The 19,174-nt window shown below is 64.9% G+C and carries 16 protein-coding genes and 1 tRNA gene; 1 reads left to right on the top strand and 16 read right to left on the bottom strand.

The window, feature by feature from the left end:
- Window positions 1–19: 19 nt before the first annotated feature.
- The 5 genes from VGK27_13500 to VGK27_13480 form a co-directional block, all read right to left on the bottom strand.
- Window positions 20–3,181: an efflux RND transporter permease subunit gene (locus VGK27_13500; GenBank protein ID HEY3491119.1), complete on the bottom strand. Its 3,162-nt coding sequence runs from the start codon at window positions 3,179–3,181 to the stop codon at window positions 20–22.
- 12 nt (window positions 3,182–3,193) lie between these two features.
- Complete coding sequence (locus tag VGK27_13495) at window positions 3,194–4,423, bottom strand: efflux RND transporter periplasmic adaptor subunit (protein ID HEY3491118.1); 1,230 nt, start codon at window positions 4,421–4,423, stop codon at window positions 3,194–3,196.
- An 86-nt stretch (window positions 4,424–4,509) separates the two neighbouring features.
- Window positions 4,510–4,584: transfer RNA gene (locus VGK27_13490), tRNA-Gly, on the bottom strand.
- A gap of 53 nt (window positions 4,585–4,637) precedes the next feature.
- The gene (pgsA, locus tag VGK27_13485; protein HEY3491117.1) at window positions 4,638–5,282 is read right to left on the bottom strand and encodes a CDP-diacylglycerol--glycerol-3-phosphate 3-phosphatidyltransferase; all 645 of its coding nucleotides are present in this window, start codon (window positions 5,280–5,282) and stop codon (window positions 4,638–4,640) included.
- Window positions 5,279–5,881, bottom strand: coding sequence for a transglycosylase SLT domain-containing protein (locus tag VGK27_13480; protein HEY3491116.1), 603 nt, complete (start codon window positions 5,879–5,881; stop codon window positions 5,279–5,281). Before VGK27_13480 ends, pgsA begins: the two co-directional genes overlap by 4 nt.
- A gap of 69 nt (window positions 5,882–5,950) precedes the next feature.
- Here VGK27_13480 and nadB point away from each other — a divergent pair, with 69 nt between their 5' ends.
- Window positions 5,951–7,558 (top strand): L-aspartate oxidase, encoded by a 1,608-nt coding sequence (gene nadB, locus VGK27_13475; GenBank protein HEY3491115.1) that lies wholly within the window; start codon window positions 5,951–5,953, stop codon window positions 7,556–7,558.
- Window positions 7,559–7,600: 42 nt separating this feature from the next.
- Here nadB and VGK27_13470 read toward each other — a convergent pair whose 3' ends face one another.
- From VGK27_13470 to rpsO, 11 genes are all read right to left on the bottom strand, one after another.
- The gene (locus VGK27_13470) at window positions 7,601–8,260 is read right to left on the bottom strand and encodes a hypothetical protein (protein HEY3491114.1); all 660 of its coding nucleotides are present in this window, start codon (window positions 8,258–8,260) and stop codon (window positions 7,601–7,603) included.
- Window positions 8,253–8,807 carry an orotate phosphoribosyltransferase gene (gene pyrE, locus VGK27_13465; protein HEY3491113.1) on the bottom strand — a complete coding sequence of 185 codons (555 nt, stop codon included), beginning with the start codon at window positions 8,805–8,807 and terminating at the stop codon, window positions 8,253–8,255. The genes VGK27_13470 and pyrE overlap by 8 nt, the downstream gene beginning before the upstream one ends.
- A gap of 50 nt (window positions 8,808–8,857) precedes the next feature.
- A complete protein-coding gene (purF, locus tag VGK27_13460) occupies window positions 8,858–10,270 on the bottom strand; it encodes an amidophosphoribosyltransferase (protein HEY3491112.1) in 1,413 nt (470 codons plus the stop codon).
- Window positions 10,271–10,279: 9 nt separating this feature from the next.
- Window positions 10,280–12,511 carry a phosphoribosylformylglycinamidine synthase subunit PurL gene (gene purL, locus VGK27_13455; protein ID HEY3491111.1) on the bottom strand — a complete coding sequence of 744 codons (2,232 nt, stop codon included), beginning with the start codon at window positions 12,509–12,511 and terminating at the stop codon, window positions 10,280–10,282.
- Window positions 12,508–13,209, bottom strand: coding sequence for a phosphoribosylformylglycinamidine synthase subunit PurQ (gene purQ, locus VGK27_13450; GenBank protein HEY3491110.1), 702 nt, complete (start codon window positions 13,207–13,209; stop codon window positions 12,508–12,510). Before purQ ends, purL begins: the two co-directional genes overlap by 4 nt.
- Window positions 13,210–13,217: 8 nt before the next feature.
- Complete coding sequence (gene purS / locus VGK27_13445) at window positions 13,218–13,460, bottom strand: phosphoribosylformylglycinamidine synthase subunit PurS (GenBank protein HEY3491109.1); 243 nt, start codon at window positions 13,458–13,460, stop codon at window positions 13,218–13,220.
- A complete protein-coding gene (gene purB, locus VGK27_13440) occupies window positions 13,457–14,767 on the bottom strand; it encodes an adenylosuccinate lyase (GenBank protein ID HEY3491108.1) in 1,311 nt (436 codons plus the stop codon). The genes purS and purB overlap by 4 nt, the downstream gene beginning before the upstream one ends.
- A 69-nt stretch (window positions 14,768–14,836) precedes the next feature.
- Window positions 14,837–15,289, bottom strand: a complete 453-nt coding sequence (gene dut, locus VGK27_13435; protein ID HEY3491107.1) for a dUTP diphosphatase — start codon at window positions 15,287–15,289, stop codon at window positions 14,837–14,839.
- A gap of 11 nt (window positions 15,290–15,300) precedes the next feature.
- Window positions 15,301–16,548 carry a pitrilysin family protein gene (locus tag VGK27_13430; GenBank protein HEY3491106.1) on the bottom strand — a complete coding sequence of 416 codons (1,248 nt, stop codon included), beginning with the start codon at window positions 16,546–16,548 and terminating at the stop codon, window positions 15,301–15,303.
- A 65-nt stretch (window positions 16,549–16,613) separates the two neighbouring features.
- Entirely contained in the window at window positions 16,614–18,803 is a 2,190-nt protein-coding gene (gene pnp / locus VGK27_13425; GenBank protein ID HEY3491105.1) for a polyribonucleotide nucleotidyltransferase, read from the bottom strand.
- Between the two features lie 83 nt (window positions 18,804–18,886).
- A complete protein-coding gene (gene rpsO / locus VGK27_13420; protein HEY3491104.1) occupies window positions 18,887–19,156 on the bottom strand; it encodes a 30S ribosomal protein S15 in 270 nt (89 codons plus the stop codon).
- Between the last annotated feature and the right edge of the window lie 18 nt (window positions 19,157–19,174).

The following is a 19,174-nucleotide window of genomic DNA, read 5'->3' as shown; positions in this document are numbered from 1 at the left end:
GCTTGAAGATGGATTGATTCTACTCTTCCCTGGGAACGATCGCACGCCGGCGGAGGGAGATGCCCAGGTCGTCGAGCAGCGAATAGACGACGGGAGTGGCGAGCAGCGTGAGGAGCAGCGAGAGCGTCTGGCCGCCGATCACGACGACCGCGATCGCCCGCCGCTCCTGGGCGCCGGGGCCGGTCCCCACCGCAAGCGGGATCATGCCGGCGACGAACGTCATCGTCGTCATCAGGATCGGCCGGAGACGGTCCCGGTTCCCCTGGACGATCGCATCCGCCCGGTCCATCCCCTCGGCCCGCAGGCTGTTCATGTGGTCGATCTGCAGGATGGCGTTCTTCTTGACGACTCCGAACAGGACGAGGATCCCGAGCGCCGAATACAGATTCAGCGTGTCACCGGTCAGCCAGATCGAGAGCAGCGCAAACGGAATGGACAGCGGCAGCGACAGCAGGATGGTAAACGGGTGGACCAGGTTTTCGAACTGAGCAGCGAGGATCATGTACATGAAGACGACCGACAGCATGAAGGCCCAGATAAATTCGCCGAACGTCCGTTCGAGCTCGCGTCCCCGGCCGGATATTTTCGTCGAATAGCCCGGGGGCAGGTTCATGGAAGCCACTTCGTCCCGCAGCGCCTGGATGCGGTCGGCCAGGGCGAAGCCGGGAGCCACGGTCGCGCGCAACCGGATTTCCCGCTGCCGGTCGGTCCGGTCGATCCGGGAGGCGCTGGGTACGCGTTCGATCCGGGCGATGTTGCCGATCTGCTGGGGGACGCCGCTGGCCCCGAAGACGTAAAGCCGGCTGAGCGCCTCGGGATCGCCCCGGTCTCCCTCGCGAAGCCGGAGCTGCACATCGTAATCCTCGTTGACGGACGGGTCCCGGAAGCGGGATACCGTCTCGTCCCCTCCGACCATGAGCCGAACGGACGTCCCGACGCTTTCGGGGTTGACGCCAAGGTCATCGGCCCGCGCGCGGTCGAGGATGACCCGCAACTCGGGCTTGTCGAGCTTGATCGACGTGTCGGCGTCCAGCAACCCGAGCGATTCGGACCGATCGCGCAAACGTTCGGCGAACGACGAAAGCCGTTCGAGCTCGGGACCGCGGATCACGAAATCGATGTCGGCGCTTCCGCCGCCAATGTTGAACCCTGTCAGGTTTCGCACGGTGATGCGCAGATCCCGGTACTTCTTCAACTTCTTCCGGACTTCCTGCATGGCCTCGCGCTGGGCGACGTTCCCCCGGAAGGCGGCTTGCGGCCTTCCCCGGAAAAGCTCCTTTGCGAACCGGGTCAGGGAAAAGACCCGTTCCTCGTGGGGCACCATCTGGACGTAGATCCGTCCCTCGTTGACGCCGCCCATGAAGCCGCCGCCCGATGTCGTAAGCACGGTCCTGACTCCGCGAACCGACCGAATTTCGTGATCGATCCGGACCAGGATCTCGTCCATGCTCGCCAGGCTGGTCCCCTGCGGCGCGTTCACGCCGACGTTGAATTCCCCCTCGTCGACGTTTCCCGGAAGGTAGTCCTGCCGGATCACGCGATACAGGGGAATCGTTGCCAGGATGACGACGATCGCAAGGATCGCGATGAACGCGCGATGCCGAAGCGAGAACGAGAGCGCTCGTACGTAGCCGGAATCGAGCCGGGCATAGAAACCGCCCCGGGATCCCTCGGCCTCGCCCCCTTCGGGCGTCCCGCTCCCTCCGGCCCGAAGGAAACGGGCGCTCAACATCGGCGTCAACGTGAAGGAGACGAGCAGGCTGACCATGACGGCGACGGCCGCGGTGATGCCGAATTGGTAGAGGAAGCGCCCGGAGATGCTCGACATGAACGACACGGGGACGAAAATAACGACCAGTGAGAAAGTCGTGGCGAGCACGGCCATCCCGATGTCGGCTGTCGCCGCGCGCGCCGCCTCGAACGGCGGCATCCCCTTCTCCTCGATGAAGCGGAAGATGTTCTCGAGGACGACGATCGCGTCGTCGATGACGATGCCGACCATCAAGACGAGCGCGAGCATCGTGACGCTGTTGAGCGTGAAATGAAGCGCCCACATCATCCCGAAGGTCGAAATCAGCGAGCAGGGAATCGCCACCGCGGCGATCAGCGTCGATCGAATGCTGCGCATGAACGCGAGCACGACGAGCGAGGCGAGGATGCTCCCGAGCACCAGGTGCAGGTTGATCTCGTGGAGCGCGGCGTAGATGTAGCGCGATTGGTCCTGGATCACGGTGACGCCGACGCCCGGCGGGAGAAGCGTGGTGGCGGAAGCGATCGCTTTTTTCACCCCTTCGATGACGGCAACGGTATTGGCGCCGGACTGGCGGCGAACTTCGAGAACCACCGTGGGCACGCCGTTGAGCCGCGAGGTCGAGCGCTGCTCCTGGGTGCCGTCCTCGGCGCGGCCGATGTCGCGGATCCGGATGGCCGAGCCGCCGACGTTCGCAATCGTGAGGTCGTCGAAGGATCTCGGATCGACCAGCTTCCCGACCGTCCGGACGGTCTCCTCCCGGGCGCCGTGCGTGACGTTTCCGCCGGGTTCGTCGGCATTCTGGCGGGTGATCGCGTCGCGAACCGTGGTGATCGGCAGCCGAAACGCGGCCAGCCGGTCGGCCTCGACCCAGATCTTGACCGCGCGTGAAAGCCCGCCGACGATCTTCACCTCGCCGACGCCCGAGGATCGCTCGAGGCGGACCTTGACGACCTTGTCGGCCAGCTCGGTCAGCTCGCGCAGCGACCGGTCTCCGGACAACGCCAGCGTCAGCACCGGCTGCTGGTCGTTGTCGACCTTGGAAATCTGCGGGGGGGTCGCGTCCTGGGGCAGGTCGCGCAGGATAGTCCCGACCCGGTCGCGCACGTCTTGGGAGGCCGACTCGATGTCCCGGTCGAGCGCAAACGTGATGGTGACGTTCGAAGAGCCCGGACCCGACGACGAGCGCAGCTCGTCGATCCCGGCCACGGTGTTGACGGCGTCTTCGATCCGGCGGGAGACCTGGTTCTCGACTTCTTCGGCCGTGGCGCCTGGAAGATTGGTCCGGACGGAAACCGTCGGAAGATCGACCGACGGGAACCGGTCGACGCCCAGCCGGGAATAGCCGGCGAGCCCGACGACAACCAGCGCCAGGATCAGCATCGTCGCGAAGACGGGGCGACGGATGCAGAGTTCGGCCAGTTTTTGCATGGTGGATCGGCGCTACGGCTTGATGACGACGGGCTGGCCGCCGGCAAGCGTACCGGGATCGGTCACGACGGGTTCGCCCGCCGAAAGCCCTTCGAGGATCTCGACCCGGTCTCCGGTGCGTCGCCCGGTCCGGATGCGCTTTTCGACGGCCTTTCCGTCCTTGACCGACATCACCTTCTCGATGCCGGCGAAAGTCACGATCGCGGAAGACGGAACCAGCACCGTGGTGTTCGCAGCCGACACCACGATCTCGGCCCGGGCGAAGGCTCCCGGACGCAGGCGATTCCCGGGATTCGGAAGCTCGGCCTCCACGGCCAGCGTGCGGTTCTGTTCCTGGATGGCTGGGCTGATGCGGGTCAGGCGCCCCATGTGTTCCCCGGGATCGCCCTCGGGTCTTACGCGAACCTCCTGCCCGGCCCGAATGGCGCCCGCGTCGCGCTCGGGCACGGCCAGTCGAAGCCGGAGCGGATTCATCCGGACCAGTCCCACGACAGGCGACCCGGCAACGAGGTAGACACCGACGGAGGACTGCTTGTCGCGGACAGCCCCGTCGATCGGCGCGCGCAGCTCGGTATCGGCAAGCTGCTGGCGTGCCAGCGCCAGCGCGGATTTCCGTTCGGCCAGCACCTCGAGCCGGTTCATGACATCGTCGACCGCGGTCTGGTGCTTCCCTTCTGCCACTTGCAGCCGGGACAGCGACGCATCGTATTCGGCCTTCGAGATGAATCCCTTTTCCAAAAGCTCGGCCATCCGGTTGCGGCTCAGCCGCGCCTCGTCGAGCACCGCACGCGCCTCGCGGACCTGGCCTGTTTTCTCAGGATCGACCCGGTCATTTCCGCCATCGGGCAGCATGCCTAGCCCTGCCCGGACCTGGCGAAGCGCCGCCTCGGCCTGGTCGACCCGATGCCGGAAATCGGTCGGGTCGAGCCGGGCGAGGAGCTGTCCCTTCCGGACGATGCTTCCGAGGTCGACCCGAACCTCGCTGATGCGTCCGTCGACCTTGAACCCCGCCGTCATTTCCTCGTCGGCCGCGAGCGTGCCCGTGACGCTCACCGTGCGCGGCAGGCGCCCTTCGGAAGCGGCGGCGACGTGGACGGCCCGCGGAGCGGCCGTTTTCGGGGTTCCGCTCACCTGCGAAGACTTACCCTCGCCGCCGCAGCCCGCCGCGGCAACCGCGACGCCCAGGAAGAACCCAAGAAGGATGAAACGGATGACTGGGATTGATTTCCGGGACGAAGACATCCGGGCATTCTATACCGAAACAAAGGAGGCCGTCGACTGTACGGAAAAAGCCCCGGCGCGCAGGCGCCGGGGCTTTTGGCAATCGATGGAGCGGGCGACGAGATTTGAACTCGCGACTTCGACCTTGGCAAGGTCGCACTCTACCGCTGAGTTACGCCCGCGTTCGAGTCCAACGATTCTATTAAATGGCAGGGGACCTTGTCAAGCCTCTCCGTCACTTCTTGAAGATTTCCCCGACAAACCGGAGGAAGTAGTCGATGCCGGACCAGGCCGTCATCACAAGCCCCGCCATCAGGAACGTCATCCCGAACAGTTCGACGAAGTTGGTCGCGGGGAGGCCAACCTGATCGAACCCCCTCCCCCACTCGGCGAGCGTGGGGTTCCAGACCGTGTCGAGCCCGAATATGGGGTAATGGAGTGTGAGGGCGCCGACGCCAAGCGTGAGGAGCAGGCTCTTGGCTTTGCCCAGGGGGGAAGCCGCGATGACCAGCCCCTCGGTCGTTGCGACGCCTCTAAGCGCGGTCACGCCGATCTCGCGCGCCACGATGATGGCCACGACCCACGCCTGGACGCGTCCGGGGGGAATCAGCATGACCATCGCGCAGCAGACGAGCAGCTTGTCGGCCAGCGGATCGAGCAGTTTGCCGAGCGCAGTGACCATCTGGTAATGACGCGCGACCCATCCGTCGAACAGGTCGGTGATGGAGGCGACGGTGAACAGGGAAAAGGCGATGATGGACCGGTCGAACGAGATCTCCTTGTCGTCGGGCGTCAGGAGAAGCAGGACGACCACGGGAACGGTCATGATCCGGAACAGCGTGAGGAGATTGGCAGCGTTCAGCCGGGCCGGTTTGCTCATCCGGCAAGCGCGTACTGGCGATAGAGCGACATCACCCGCTTGACGTACCCGCGCGTCTCTGCATAAGGGGGAACGCCGCGATATTTCCGGACGGCGCCGGGACCGGCGTTGTAAGCGGCGACGGTATTGACCAGGTCACCCTGGAAGAGCGTCAGCAACTCCTTGATGTAAAGGATGCCGCCCTCGATGTTCTGGATCGGGTCGAACGGGTCGGTGACCTTGAATCGCCTCGACGTGAACGGCATCAGCTGCATGCAGCCCTTGGCGCCCTTGCTCGAAACCGCAAGCCGTCGCCCGTTGGATTCGGCCTTGAGGATGGCCTTGACCAGGGCGGGGGGAAGCTTGTGAGCGCGCGAGTAGCGGTCGGCGTAGTCGAACATCCAGGCATTGGCGGACGAAGCGGAGGACGAGGTGGGCGAAGGAGCGCCGGTCGCCGGAAGTTCCTTGGGCCCTTCCTTGACGACGAGTTCAGCACCGCCCGATGGGTGGTTGGTGAAGCAGACGACGCCGTCCTGATCGACGCTGCGATAGATATCGGCAATGACCAGCGTTGGACAAAACAGGAAGAATGAGATTATAAAGAACTTCAGGACCTTCATGACAATCATTCTAGATGATCCCCTTTTCCCGTGTCAACGCGCGGAGATTCGAACCGGAGGCGTACCCTTATGGAAAAAAACTCGAACTTTCTGGTCATCGGCAGCGGAATCGCCGGATTGAGCTTCGCGCTCCGGGCGGCCGACAAGGGCACGGTGACCATCATCACGAAGCGTGCGGCGGACGAATCGAGCACCAACTATGCCCAGGGCGGCATCGCGACGGTCTGGAGCGGCGAAGACACCTTCGAGTCGCACATCCAGGATACGCACGTGGCCGGCGCGGGCATCTGCCACGAGGACACGGTCGAGCTGGTCGTCCGCAACGCCCCGGCCCGCATCCGCGAGCTGATCGACTGGGGCGTCCGCTTCACCCGCAGCAAGACCGCCAAGGAATACGATCTCGGCCGCGAGGGCGGGCACTCCCAGCGCCGGATCTTCCACGCGAAGGACCTCACAGGGCGCGAGGTCGAGCAGGCGTTGCTGGCGAGGGTGCGGGAGAACAAGAAGATCCGGGTCTTCGAGAACCACGCCGCCATCAACCTGATCACCCGGCACAAGATCGAATCGTTCGACCCGACGGTTGCCGACGAAGTGATCGGCGTCTACGCACTCGACCAGGATACCGGCGCCGTCCACACCTTCACGGCCGATGCCACGATCCTGGCCACCGGGGGGGCCGGCAAGGTCTATCTCTACACCAGCAACCCCGACATCGCCACGGGCGACGGCATCGCGCTCGCCTGGCGGGCCGGCGCGACGATCGCGAACATGGAATTCGTCCAGTTCCACCCGACCTGCCTGTACCACCCGCACGCCAAGTCGTTCCTCATCTCCGAGGCGGTGCGCGGCGAAGGCGCGGTCCTGGTCAACCGCGAAGGGAAGCGCTTCATGGTCGGCCAGCACCCGATGGCCGAGCTGGCCCCCCGCGACATCGTCGCCCGTGCGATCGACACCGAGCTCAAGCGGACCGGCGCCGACTGCGTCTACCTCGACATCACGAAAAAGGGAGCGAAGTTCATCAAGGACCGATTCCCGAACATCTACAGCACCTGTCTCTCCTTCGGGATCGACATGACGAAGGAGGGGCTGCCGGTGGTCCCTGCCGCCCACTACCTGTGCGGCGGCATCCAGACCAACCTGTGGGGCGAGACCGACGTGCCGCGCCTGTTCGCGATCGGCGAATGTGCCTGCACCGGCCTGCACGGCGCAAACCGTCTCGCCTCAAACTCGCTGCTCGAAGCGCTGGTGTTCTCCGACCAGGCGCTGAAGCGGGCCACCGAGGCCTACAAGGGGAAGCATCCCAAGAAACTGACCGTCCCCAAGTGGGATTCCGGGAAAGCGCAGGACTCCGACGAGGCGGTCGTCGTCACCCAGAACTGGGACGAGCTTCGCCGGATCATGTGGAACTACGTCGGGATCGTCCGCTCCGACAAGCGGTTGCTGAGGGCACTCGACAGGATCGAGATGCTCAAGCGGGAGATCGCGGAATATTATTGGAATTTCAAGCTGACGGGCGACCTGCTCGAGTTGCGTAACCTGTGCACGGTGGCCGAGCTGATCGTGCGATGCGCCATGCAGAGAAAGGAAAGCCGGGGGCTTCACACCACGATCAACTATCCGCATGTCGACGACGAGAACTGGCGTCGCGACACCACCATCAAGCGCCGCCGGATCTGATCCGGCATGCAAAAGGGGGGGCCTTGGCCCCCCTTTTTTATCTCATTGCTCCCAGACGAGAACCGCGCGTCCCTGCACGCCCGACAGGACGAGCTTCATCCTCGGCTCTCCCGGCTTGGCGATCGTCTGATCGACTGCCTCCTTCGGGAAAGCCACCTCGTAGGTCCTGGACCAGGCGCCGGCGTACGGAAAGAAGCGCGCGACCTCCTCGGGCTTGAGGGACGACGCCCGGACGTAGACCGGCTGGTAGTCCTTCTCGTCGGCACCCACCAACCGGAGGCTCCAGAGCGTGCCCGATTTTTCGAGGTCGTTGGTCTTGTCGTCGGGCGTCGAGAGCGACAAGAAAAAGCGTGCGTACTTCGCGGACTCGCCCTTCCATTCGCCGACCACGCGATCCTTGCGAACCGGGTCGAGGTAGTAGATGTTGGCGTATTCCTCGGAAAATGCGGTGATCCACTCGGGCGACAGCCAGGTCGCCGACAGGATGAATCGGGTGTCGAGACCGTCCCTGACCTCGCGGGTACGCGTCAGCGCCTCGGTGACCCGGGAGTAGCTGGGAGATCCCAGCACCTTCTCGTAGAGCGTCGTGACGCGCGGGCCGCAGCCGAAGGACAGCGCCCCGGCGATCGCGACGACCGCAGCCAGCCCGGCGATCAGCGGAAACGAACGCCCCGTTTTCCCGAGATGACCGGGGTCATGCATTTTCGACGTCCTCTTTGAGGAACAGCGCCTCGAGCTTGTAACCCTTGTCGGCCAGCGTGCGGGCGCCGCCCTCGTTCCGGTCGACGAGCGTGATCACCCGCGCAACGTCGAGGCCGGATTCGATCGCCCGGTCGATCGCCTTGATGGTGGAAGCCCCCGTGGTGACAACGTCCTCGACGATGGCGACCTTCATGCCGGGACGCAGGTTCCTGCCCCCTTCGATCCATTGCGCTGTCCCGTGCTTCTTGGGCTCCTTGCGGATGATGAACGCCGGGATCGGCGTCCCCCGAAGCGCGCTGGTCAGCGACACCGCCGTGACGATCGGATCGGCGCCCAGCGTGATACCGCCCACCGCCTCGACCGGGGCGCCGTTCGCCAGCAGGTCGCACAGCAGACGCCCGGTCAGCATCGCTCCTTCGGCATCGAGCGTGGACTGCTTGCAATCGATGTAGAAATCGGACTCTCGCCCCGAAGACAGGGTGACCTTCCGCTTTTCGTAGCTCTTTTCCTTCAGGATGGCGAGATACCGTTTCCGTTCGTCGGTCATGACGCGTGCGTCCTCCGTTTCAGGGGAAGATTTTGATCGGGGTTGTCTCGCTAGACGTGGACCGACCCGCGGAACAGAGGTAACTGCTCCTCGGCATCGGCCTCCTCGAGCGGGACGGAGTAGTCCCCGGAAAAACAGGCGTGGCAGTATCCCCCCCTCGCCCCATCGGGGACGCAGGCGTGCAGCCCTTCCATGCTCAAATATCCGAGCGAGTCGGAGGTGAGGTACGTGTTGATCTCGTCGAGCGAATGGGTGGCCGCGATCAGGTCGCGGCGTGACGGGGTGTCGATGCCGTAGAAGCACGGGAAGGTCGTGGGCGGGGAGCTGATCCGGAGATGGATCTCCTTCGCCCCGGCGGTCCGGATCATCTTGATGATCTTCCGGCCGGTCGTGCCTCGCACGATCGAATCGTCGACCACCACCACCCGCTTGCCCTCGACCACGTCACGGATCGCGTTGAGCTTGATCTTGACGCCGAAGTGACGGATGGACTGCTGCGGCTCGATAAATGTACGCCCCACGTAGTGGTTCCGGATGAGCCCCATCTCGAAGGGGATCCCCGATTCCTCGGAAAAGCCGATGGCCGCCGGAACGCCGGAGTCGGGCACCGGGATGACGATGTCGGCATCCACGGGGTTCTCGATGGCGAGTCGGTGCCCCATCCGCTTGCGCACTTCGTAGATCGAGGTGCCGGACATCACGGAATCGGGCCGGGCGAAATAGATGTATTCGAACACGCAGAAGTGGGGCGCAACGTGGGGGAACGGCATGAGAGACCGGACCCCGTCCCGGTCGATGACGACCATCTCGCCCGGCGCGACATCCCGGAGAAGGGTGCCTTCGATGAGGTCGAGAGCGCACGACTCGGAAGCAACGACATGGCCGCCGCCCTTGATGGTGCCGATCACGAGCGGGCGGATACCCTGGGGGTCGCGGACGGCGATCAGCTTGTCGGGCAGGAGGAAAACCAGCGAATAGGCGCCGCGCACCCGGGATAGCGCCTCGCCGATCCGTTCCTCGATCGTCTCGCGCCTGGACAGCGCAATGAGATGGATGATGACCTCGGTGTCCATCGTGGACTGGAAGATCGATCCGTTGATCTCGAGTTCGCGCTTGATCTGCTGGGCGTTGACGAGGTTGCCGTTGTGTGCGATCGCGATGGACCCGCTCTCGAAATCGACCACGAAGGGCTGTGCGTTCTTGAGCTCGGAGCTACCGGTGGTGGAATAGCGGACGTGCCCGATGGCGCAATCGCCGGGTAGCCGGGCCAGGATATCTTCGGAGAAGATGTCGGCGACCTGCCCCATCTCCTTGTGGAACGTGATCACGCCGCCGTCGGTGCTGGCGATGCCCGCGCTTTCCTGCCCCCGATGCTGCAGGGCATAAAGCCCGAGGTAGGCCAGATTGGCGGCTTCTGGATGCCCGAAGACGCCGAAAACGCCGCATTCATCCTTGAAGGACATAAAGTTGACCTACTCCCCGAAGCCGAGCGCGTTTTCGAATCCTTCGCGCCAGGCCTTGTGCGTCTCGACTGCGTTGAGCCGGGCGATGTCGGCGACGGCGATGGTGTCGCCCCCGACGGTTCCCAGTTTGACCATCTTTATATGATAACCCGCCCCGGCTTCTTCCAGCGCAGCGGCGTCTTCGGGGCGGCAGGAAACCATGACCCGTCCCTGGTTCTCGGAAAACAGCGCGAAGTCGGGGCGGACGCTGGCGGGGAACGGGTTCGAAACCGTTGCGCCGATCGGACCGTCCGGCCTGGTGATGCAGCACTCGGCCAAGGCGCACGCGAGCCCCCCCTCGGACAGGTCGTGCGCCGACGCGAGGAGTCGCCGGGAAGCGGCGGCCTTGAGGAAGGCGCACAGCCGCCTCTCGTGGTCGAGGTCTGCAGCCGGCGGCGTTCCCGCGATCTTGCCGTGCACTTCCTTGAGGTAGAGGGAGCCGCCCAGCTCGACGTCGACCCGGTCGCCGCCCGCCAGGAAGACCAGGTCTCCCGCAGCGCGGAACCAGGAGACGATGCGGTCGTCGGCATCTTCGAGAAGCCCCACGGTGGCGCAGGTAGGTGTCGGGTGGATCCCCTTTCCCATCGTCTCGTTGTAGAGGGAGACGTTCCCGGATACGACCGGGATCGACAGCGCCTCGCACGCCTTCGCCATCCCCTCGATCGCGGACCGGAGCTGCCACATGATCTCTGGCTTCTCGGGGTTGCCGAAGTTGAGGCAGTCGGAGAGTCCGATCGGCACGGCACCGGAGCAGGCGACGTTGCGCGCACCTTCGCAGACGGCAAGCATACCTCCGACGAACGGGTCCAGGTAGCAATAGCGGCTGTTGCAGTCGGAAGACATCGCGACCGCCTTGCGGGTGCCCTTGATTCGAAGCACCGCGGCGTCGGAGCCGGGGGCGACGAGCGTGTTGGTGCGGATCATGTAATCGTACTGGCGATAGACCCACCGCTTGTCGGCCATCTCGGGACAGCTCGCGAGATGCATCCACGTCTCGGAGAGGTCGGAAGGCGCCGGCAGCGACGACGGATCGAGCCGGTTGAGGTCGTCCTGCCAGGATGGCCGCTCGGCAGGCCGGTCGTAGACCGGCGCCTCGTCGGTGACGGCGGAGATCGGGACCTCGGCGACGGTCGCGCCCCCCATCCGGATGCGCCCGATCCCATCGGCGGTCACCTCGCCGATGACCGCGGCATCGAGATCCCACTTCTCGAAGATGTCGAGCACTTCCTGTTCGCGCCCCTGGTGGGCGACGATGATCATCCGCTCCTGCGATTCGGAGAGGAGCAGCTCGTAGGCCGTCATTCCCGCCTCGCGCTGGGGAACCTTGTCGAGGTCCATGATGAAGCCCGTGCCTGCGCGCGACGCCATCTCGAACGTCGACGAGGTGAGGCCGGCCGCGCCCATGTCCTGGATCCCCTCGACGGCGTCGCTCTTCATCAGCTCGAGGCATGCCTCGAGCAGCAGCTTCTCGGTGAAGGGATCGCCCACCTGCACGGTGGGCCGTTTCTCCTCGGATTTCTCGTCGAACTCGCCCGACGCCATCGTGGCGCCGTGGATCCCGTCGCGCCCGGTCTTGGAGCCGACGTAGATGATCGGATTGCCGATTCCCTTGGCGTAGCCGCGGAAGATGCGGTCATGCCGGACGACGCCGAGCGTGAAGGCGTTGACCAGAATGTTGCCGTCGTAGCACGCGTCGAAGTGGACCTCGCCGCCGACCGTCGGGACGCCGATGCAGTTGCCGTATCCGGCGATGCCGGAAACGACCCCCTCGACCAGATACGGTGTGCGCGGGTGGTCCGGGCGCCCGAAGCGCAGCGAGTTGAGCGATGCGATCGGCCGTGCCCCCATCGTGAAGACGTCGCGCAGGATGCCGCCGACCCCGGTCGCCGCACCCTGGTACGGCTCGATGAACGACGGGTGGTTGTGGCTCTCCATCTTGAAGCAGACGGCCAGGTTGTCGCCGATGTCGACGATGCCGGCATTCTCGCCCGGGCCCTGCAGGACGCGCGGCCCCTTGGTGGGGAACTTGCGCAGGTGGATGCGGGAGCTCTTGTAGGAGCAGTGCTCGCTCCACATGACCGAGAAGATGCCCAGTTCGGTGATGTTGGGATCGCGGCCCAGCGTCGACCGGATGCGGGCATATTCGTCGGCCGTGAGGCCGTGCTCTTTCGCGATCTCGGGCGTGACGACGACGTCCTTCATCGGGCGTTCTCCTTGATCCAGGAAAGCATCGAATCGAACAGCCGCCGTCCGTCGGCACTGCCCATCTCGGGTTCGGTGCACCGCTCGGGGTGCGGCATCATTCCCAGGACGTTGCCCTTCTCGCTGCAGATGCCGGCGATGCTGCTGATCGACCCGTTGGGGTTGGCCTCGAGGGTGACGTTGCCCTCGGCGTCGCAGTAACGGAACACCACCTGGCCGTTGCCCTCGACCCGCCGGATCGTCTCGTCGTCGGCATAATAGTTGCCTTGGTAATGGGCGACCGGGATGCGGAGCACGGTCCCTTCGGGAATGGCGGCCGTGAACGGCGTGCGCGACGACTCGGTTCGCAGCGTGACGTAGTCGCAGACGAACTTGAGCGACTCGTTGACGATCATCGCGCCCGGCAGCAGCCCCGCCTCGAGCAGGATCTGGAAACCGTTGCAGATACCGATGACCGGGCCGCCGCCGTCGGCGAAGCGGCGCACCGCGCCCATGACCGGAGACAGCTTTGCGAGCGCGCCGGTCCGGAGGTAGTCCCCGTAGGTGAAGCCGCCGGGGATGACCACGCCGTCGAAGCCGGATAGCGACCCTTCCTTGTGCCAGACGAACTGCGCGTCGGCGGAGACCACATGTTTGAGCGCATGGTACGCGTCGTGGTCGCAGTTGGAGCCTGGGAAGACGAGCACCGCGATTTTCATCTGCGTCGTCACCCTTCGATCTCGAACCGGTAGTCTTCGATGACCGTGTTCGCAAGCAGGCGCCGGCAGGCCTCGTCGAGCAGCTTCTCGGCCTCGGGCCGGCTCATCTCGGCGAGCGTGACTTCCATGAACTTGCCGACGCGTACCTCGTCGACCCCCGCCATGCCCAGGTGCGAGAGCGACCGCTGGATCGCCTTCCCCTGCGGATCGAGAACCCCTTTTCTGAGCGTGACGTAGATTCGCGCCTTCACGCCTTGCCTCCCTTGCCGCCGAACACGCGGTCGAAGATGTAGTCGACGTTCTTGAGGTAATAGCCGATATCGAAGAGCCCCTCGAACTCTTCCTTCGAGAGCAGCTCGCGGACCGTCTTCTCTTTCCAGAGGAGCGTTTTGAGCGGCGTTCCGGTGCGCCAGCACGCCATCGCCGGCTTCTGCACGGTCTCGTAGGCGCGCTCGCGGGAGAGCCCCTTGGCGGCCAGCGCCAGCATCACCCGCTGCGAGTAGAGAAGGCCGTGCGTTCGATCGAGGTTCTCGAGCATCCGCTCGGGATAGACGATCAGTTTCTCGATGAGCCCGCGGAAACGGCAGAGGGCGAAGTGGAGGACGATCGTCGCATCGGGGGCGATCACCCGCTCGGCCGACGAGTGGCTGATGTCGCGCTCGTGCCAGAGCGCCACGTTTTCCATCGCGGTGACGGAGTAGCCGCGCAGCAGACGGGACAATCCTGAGATGTTCTCGGAGAGCACCGGGTTTCGTTTGTGGGGCATCGCCGAGGAGCCTTTTTGCCCCTCGGAGAAATATTCCTCGGCTTCGAGCACCTCGGTCCGCTGCAGATGACGGATCTCGACGGCGAATTTGTCGAGCGAGGAGCCGACGACCGCGATGGTCGCGAACACCTCGGCGTGACGGTCGCGCTGGATGATCTGGGTCGAAACGGGGGCGGGCTTGAGGCCCAGCCTCTTGCAGACGTATTCCTCGACGAAGGGGTCGATGTTGGCGAACGTGCCCACCGCGCCGGAGAGCTTGCCTACGGAGATGGTCTCACGCGCGCTCTTGAGCCGCTTGATATTGCGCCGCATCTCGTCGGCCCAGAGGGCGAGCTTGATCCCGAACGTGACCGGCTCGGCGTGGATGCCGTGGCTGCGGCCGATCATCACCGTGTCCTTGTGCTCGATCGCGCGCTTCCTGAGTACGTCGTAGACCTTTTCGGACTCCTTGATGAGGAGCGTCAGCGCCTGGCGCATCTGGACCGCGAAAGACGTGTCGAGCACGTCGGAGCTGGTCATGCCCATGTGGAGGAAGCGGGAATCGTCGCCGATGTATTCGGCCACGGAGGTAAGGAATGCGATGACGTCGTGCTTGACCTTCAGCTCGATCTCGTCGATGCGGGCGATGTCGAACTTCGCCTTCTTCTTGACGCGGGCCAGCGCATCGGCCGGGATCCAGCCCTTGCCGACCATCGCCTCCATCGCCATGATCTCGATGTCGAGCCAGATGCTGAAGCGGTTCTGCGCTTCCCAGATTTTCGCCATCTCGGGCTTTGAGTATCGTTCGATCACGGTCGTTAATCTCCTTCGAAAGGAATCTTGGGCCGACCCGCTTTGCCGGCTTTGGCAGTTGCGGCGCCGCTACCGGCCGGTGGAGCCGAACCCGCCGTCGCCGCGGCCGGTCTCGTCGAGCGCATCGACCACCCGGAACGAGGCCTCGGCCACGGGCGCAAAGACGATCTGGGCGATCCGGTCGCCCCGTCGGACAACGAACGGCCGGTCTCCCAGGTTGGCGAGGATGACCTTGACCTCGCCGCGGTAGTCGCTGTCGATCGTGCCGGGACTGTTGAGGCAGGTGATCCCGTGGTCGAGCGCCAAGCCGCTGCGGGGACGAACCTGCCCCTCGGCGCCGTGCGGGATCGCGACCGCAATGCCCGTGGGAACGGCGTGGCGACCCATCGGCGGGATGACCAGCTCGGATTCGACGTCGGCGCGAAGATCGAAGCCTGCGGCGCCCTCGGTCTGCCGCGCGGGGAGCAGCGACTCGCTGCCGGGCCGGACGCACCGGAGGACGATTTCGAGCGAGAGGTTCATCGATGAATTCGTCAGAGCGCCAGCGGCCGGCCGGCCGGGATGTCGCCCACGGCGGCCACCGAGAAGCGGTCGTGCGCCAGCATCGTCTTCGCGAAGGCGGCGACGTGATCGACGGTCACCGCGTCGATCTTCTCGAGCACATCTTCGGGCGATTCCTGCCGGCCGAGAAACAACTCGTTGAGCGCGATGCGCGTCATGCGGTTCTCGCCGCTTTCGAGCCCCATGAGCAGGTTGCCGCGAATGAGCTCGCGTGCCAGGAGGACGTCGCGTTCCTCGATCTTCCCCTCGCGCAGTTGCGAAAGCACGTCGGCGACGACGGCGAGCACCTCGTGCCCCTTGTCGGCCGTCGTGCCCGCATAGATCTTGAGGATGCCCGAATCGGAATAGCAGGAGATGGAAGAGTATACGGAGTAAGCCAGCCCACGCTTCTCGCGGACCTCCTGGAACAGGAGGCTGCTCATGCTGCCGCCCAGAAGCGTGTTGAGGACGTAGGCGACGTGACGCTCCTCGCTGCGAAGCGAGACCGACGGCGCTCCGACGCACAGGTGAAGCTGCCCGAGCGGCCGCTCCTTCATGTGGATGCCGGGTTTGGCCGGGACCGGCTCGACGACCTGCGGCCCCCCGGAAAGCGCGAGGGGAGCCAGCCGCCGCGACCACTCGTCGACCACGCGGTCGTGCGGGATCTTGCCGGCGACCGATACGACGATGCCCGGCCGGCGATAGCGATCGAGGAAATAGCGCCGGACGGCTTCCCGGTCGAAGGACTCGACCGTATCCGTGGTGCCCTGGACGGGATAGCCGAGCGAGTGCCCTCCCCAGTATCGGTCCTGGAAAAAGTCGTCGAGCAGATCCTCGGGCGTGTCGTCGACCATGAGGATCTCCTGGAGGACGACGCCCTTCTCGCGCTCGAGCTCATCGGGATCGAAGACGGGGTCGAGATAGATGTCGGAGAGCAGGTCGGTGACGAGGGGAAAATCGCGTTCGAGGGCGCGTCCGTAGAAGCAGGTGTATTCCCGTTCGGTGCACGCGTTGAGGGAACCCCCGACCGACTCGATCTCTCGAGTGATGTCGAGGGCCCCCCTGCGCGTCGTGCCTTTGAAAAGCATGTGCTCGATGAAGTGCGAGATGCCGTTGTCGGCGAGCGCCTCGTCGCGGGACCCGACGGGAGCCCACAGGCCGACCGCGACCGAGTGCATCCACGGGACCTGCTCGCTGACGACCGTGACGCCGTTATCGAGGACCGTCTTTTCGACCGTCATCGACGGCCCCCCTGCGCCTTGCATCCCCACAGGACTGCGCTGCGATGCATCGTTGAGAATGATGCCTAGCGGCGGCCCCCGCGGCCTCCACGGTCACGCCCGCCGCGGTCGCCACGGTCGCGATCGCCGCGGTCGGTCCGCTCGGGAATGCTGCCCGGCTCGGCTTCCTTGAACTCGCCCTCGGTCTCGAACTCCTTGTGGGTGAGCCGGATCTTGCCGTCGCGATCGACTTCGAGGACGCGGACGGTGACCATATCGCCTTCCTTGAAGCAGTCGGCGGTGTTGACCCTGAGCTTGGAGATCTGGGAGACGTGCAGCAGGCCGTCGGTGCCGGGGAAGAGCTCGACGAAGGCGCCGAAGTCCATGATCTTGCGGACCTTGCCCTCGTAGACCTTGCCGATCTCGGGCTCCTGGACGATGCCTTCGATGATCGAAATGGCCGCCTTGGCCGAGGCGCCGTCGGTGGCCGCGATCTTGACCGTGCCGTCGTCGTCGATGTCGATCTTGACGCCGGTTTGCTCCTGGATGCCGCGGATGACCTTGCCTCCGGGGCCGATGATCTCGCGGATCTTGTCGGTCTTGATGCTCATGACGTAGATACGGGGCGCGTAGGCCGACAGGTCGGCCCGCGCTTCCGACAGCGCCGCGTTCATCCTGGACAGGATGTGGAGGCGGCCTTCGCGAGCCTGCTTGAGCGCTGCCAGCATGATCTCGCGGCTGACGCCGCCGATCTTGATGTCCATCTGGATGGCGGTGACGCCCTTCTCGGTGCCGGCGACCTTGAAATCCATGTCGCCGAGGTGGTCTTCGTCGCCCAGGATGTCGGAGAGGACCGCGACGTTGTCGCCGTCCTTGATGAGGCCCATCGCGATGCCCGAGACGGCGCTCGTGGTCGGAACGCCGGCGTCCATCAGCGCCAGCGAGGAGCTGCAGACCGAGCCCATGGACGAGGAGCCGTTGGACTCGAGCGTCTCGCAGACGAGGCGGATCGTGTAGGGGAACACGCCGTCGGCCGGCAGGATCTTGGCGACCGCGCGCTCGGCGAGAGCGCCATGGCCGATCTCGCGGCGGCCGGGGCCGCGCAGCATGCGGACTTCGCCGACGCTGAACGGCGGGAAGTTGTAGTGGAGCATGAATGACTTCTTGGTGTCGCCCAGGATCGAGTCGATCCGCTGCTCGTCCTGCGAGGTGCCCAGGGTGGCGGTGGCGAGCACCTGCGTTTCACCCCGGGTGAAGACCGCGGAGCCGTGGGTGCGGGGAAGGACGCCGACCTCGCACGAGACGGGGCGGACGTCCGCGAAGCCGCGGCCGTCGATGCGCTTCTTCTCGGCGTGGATCTTGCCGCGAACGATCTCTTTCTCGATGCTCTTGAGGGCGCCCGAGATGAGGTTGGCCTTCGCGGAGCGCTCCTCGTCGGAGAACGATGCGCGGACAGCCTCGCCCGCCTCGTCGATCTTGCGGCGCCGGTCCTGCTTGGCGGTCGTGGCGTAGGCCTCGCGGAGCGGTCCTTCGGCAATCGAACGGACGCGGGCGGTCTCTTCGTCGGTGAGCGATTCCTTCGCGAACACCAGCTTTTCCTTGCCGATCTCGGCCTGCATCTTTTCCTGCAGGTCGAGGAGCGGCTGGATGGACTTGTGGGCGAACAGGATGGCGTCGAGCACTTCTTCTTCGGACAGTTCGGATGCCTCGCCCTCGACCATGAGGATGGCGTCGCGGCTTCCGGCGACGAACAGGTTGAGGTCGCACCGGGGGATGTCGGCGTGAAGCGGGTTGATCACGAACTGGCCGTCGATCCGGCCGACGCGCGCGCCGGCGATGGGACCGCTGAAGGGGATGTACGAAATGCCTAGGGCGGCCGAGGCGCCGATCATCGCGAGAACGCCGGTGTCGTTTTCCTTGTCGGCGGAGAGGACCGTCGCGGTGACCTGGATCTCGTTGTAGTAGCCCTTGGGGAACAGCGGTCGGATCGGCCGGTCGATCAGGCGTGAGGTAAGCACCTCGTTTTCGGAGAGGCGCCCTTCGCGCTTGAAGAAGCCGCCCGGGATCTTGCCCACGGCGAACGTCTTCTCGACGTAGTCGACCACGAGGGGCAGGAAGTCGATGCCCGGCCTGGGCGTCTCGGTGCCGCACGCCGTGACCAGGACGACGCAATCGCCGTACTTGACGACGACGGCGCCGCCGGCCTGCTTCGCCAGGTAACCCGATTCGATGGAGAGCTTCCGTCCCGCTATTTCCGCTTCGTACACGTGTGCCACAGTAAAGTATTCCCTTCCTGGGCGACCCTCGAAACCCGGCCGCGCAATGGAGATTTTAATGAAGGAGGCGTTCTAGTTAATGATTATTTGCGCAGGCCGAGAGAATCGAGGACGGCCTTGTAGCGCAGCGATTCTTTCCCCTTGAGGTACGTCAGAAGACGCCGGCGCTGGCCGACGAGCTTCAGCAGGCCACGGCGGGAGTTGAAATCCTTGTTGTGGCTCTTGAGGTGGTCCGTGATCATGGTGATCCGCTCGGTCAGCAGCGCGATCTGGACTTCCGGCGACCCGGTGTCCGACTCATGAATCCGGTACTGCCCGATGAGATCCTTCTTCTTTTCAGTCAACAAGCCCATGTTCTTTCGCCCTTCTCC

The organism is Candidatus Deferrimicrobiaceae bacterium (genome assembly GCA_036504035.1).
Lineage (GTDB): Bacteria > Desulfobacterota > Deferrimicrobia > Deferrimicrobiales > Deferrimicrobiaceae > JANXPS01.
Note: the sequence above shows the minus strand (reverse complement) of the source record. Positions and strands in the feature narration are given on the sequence as shown.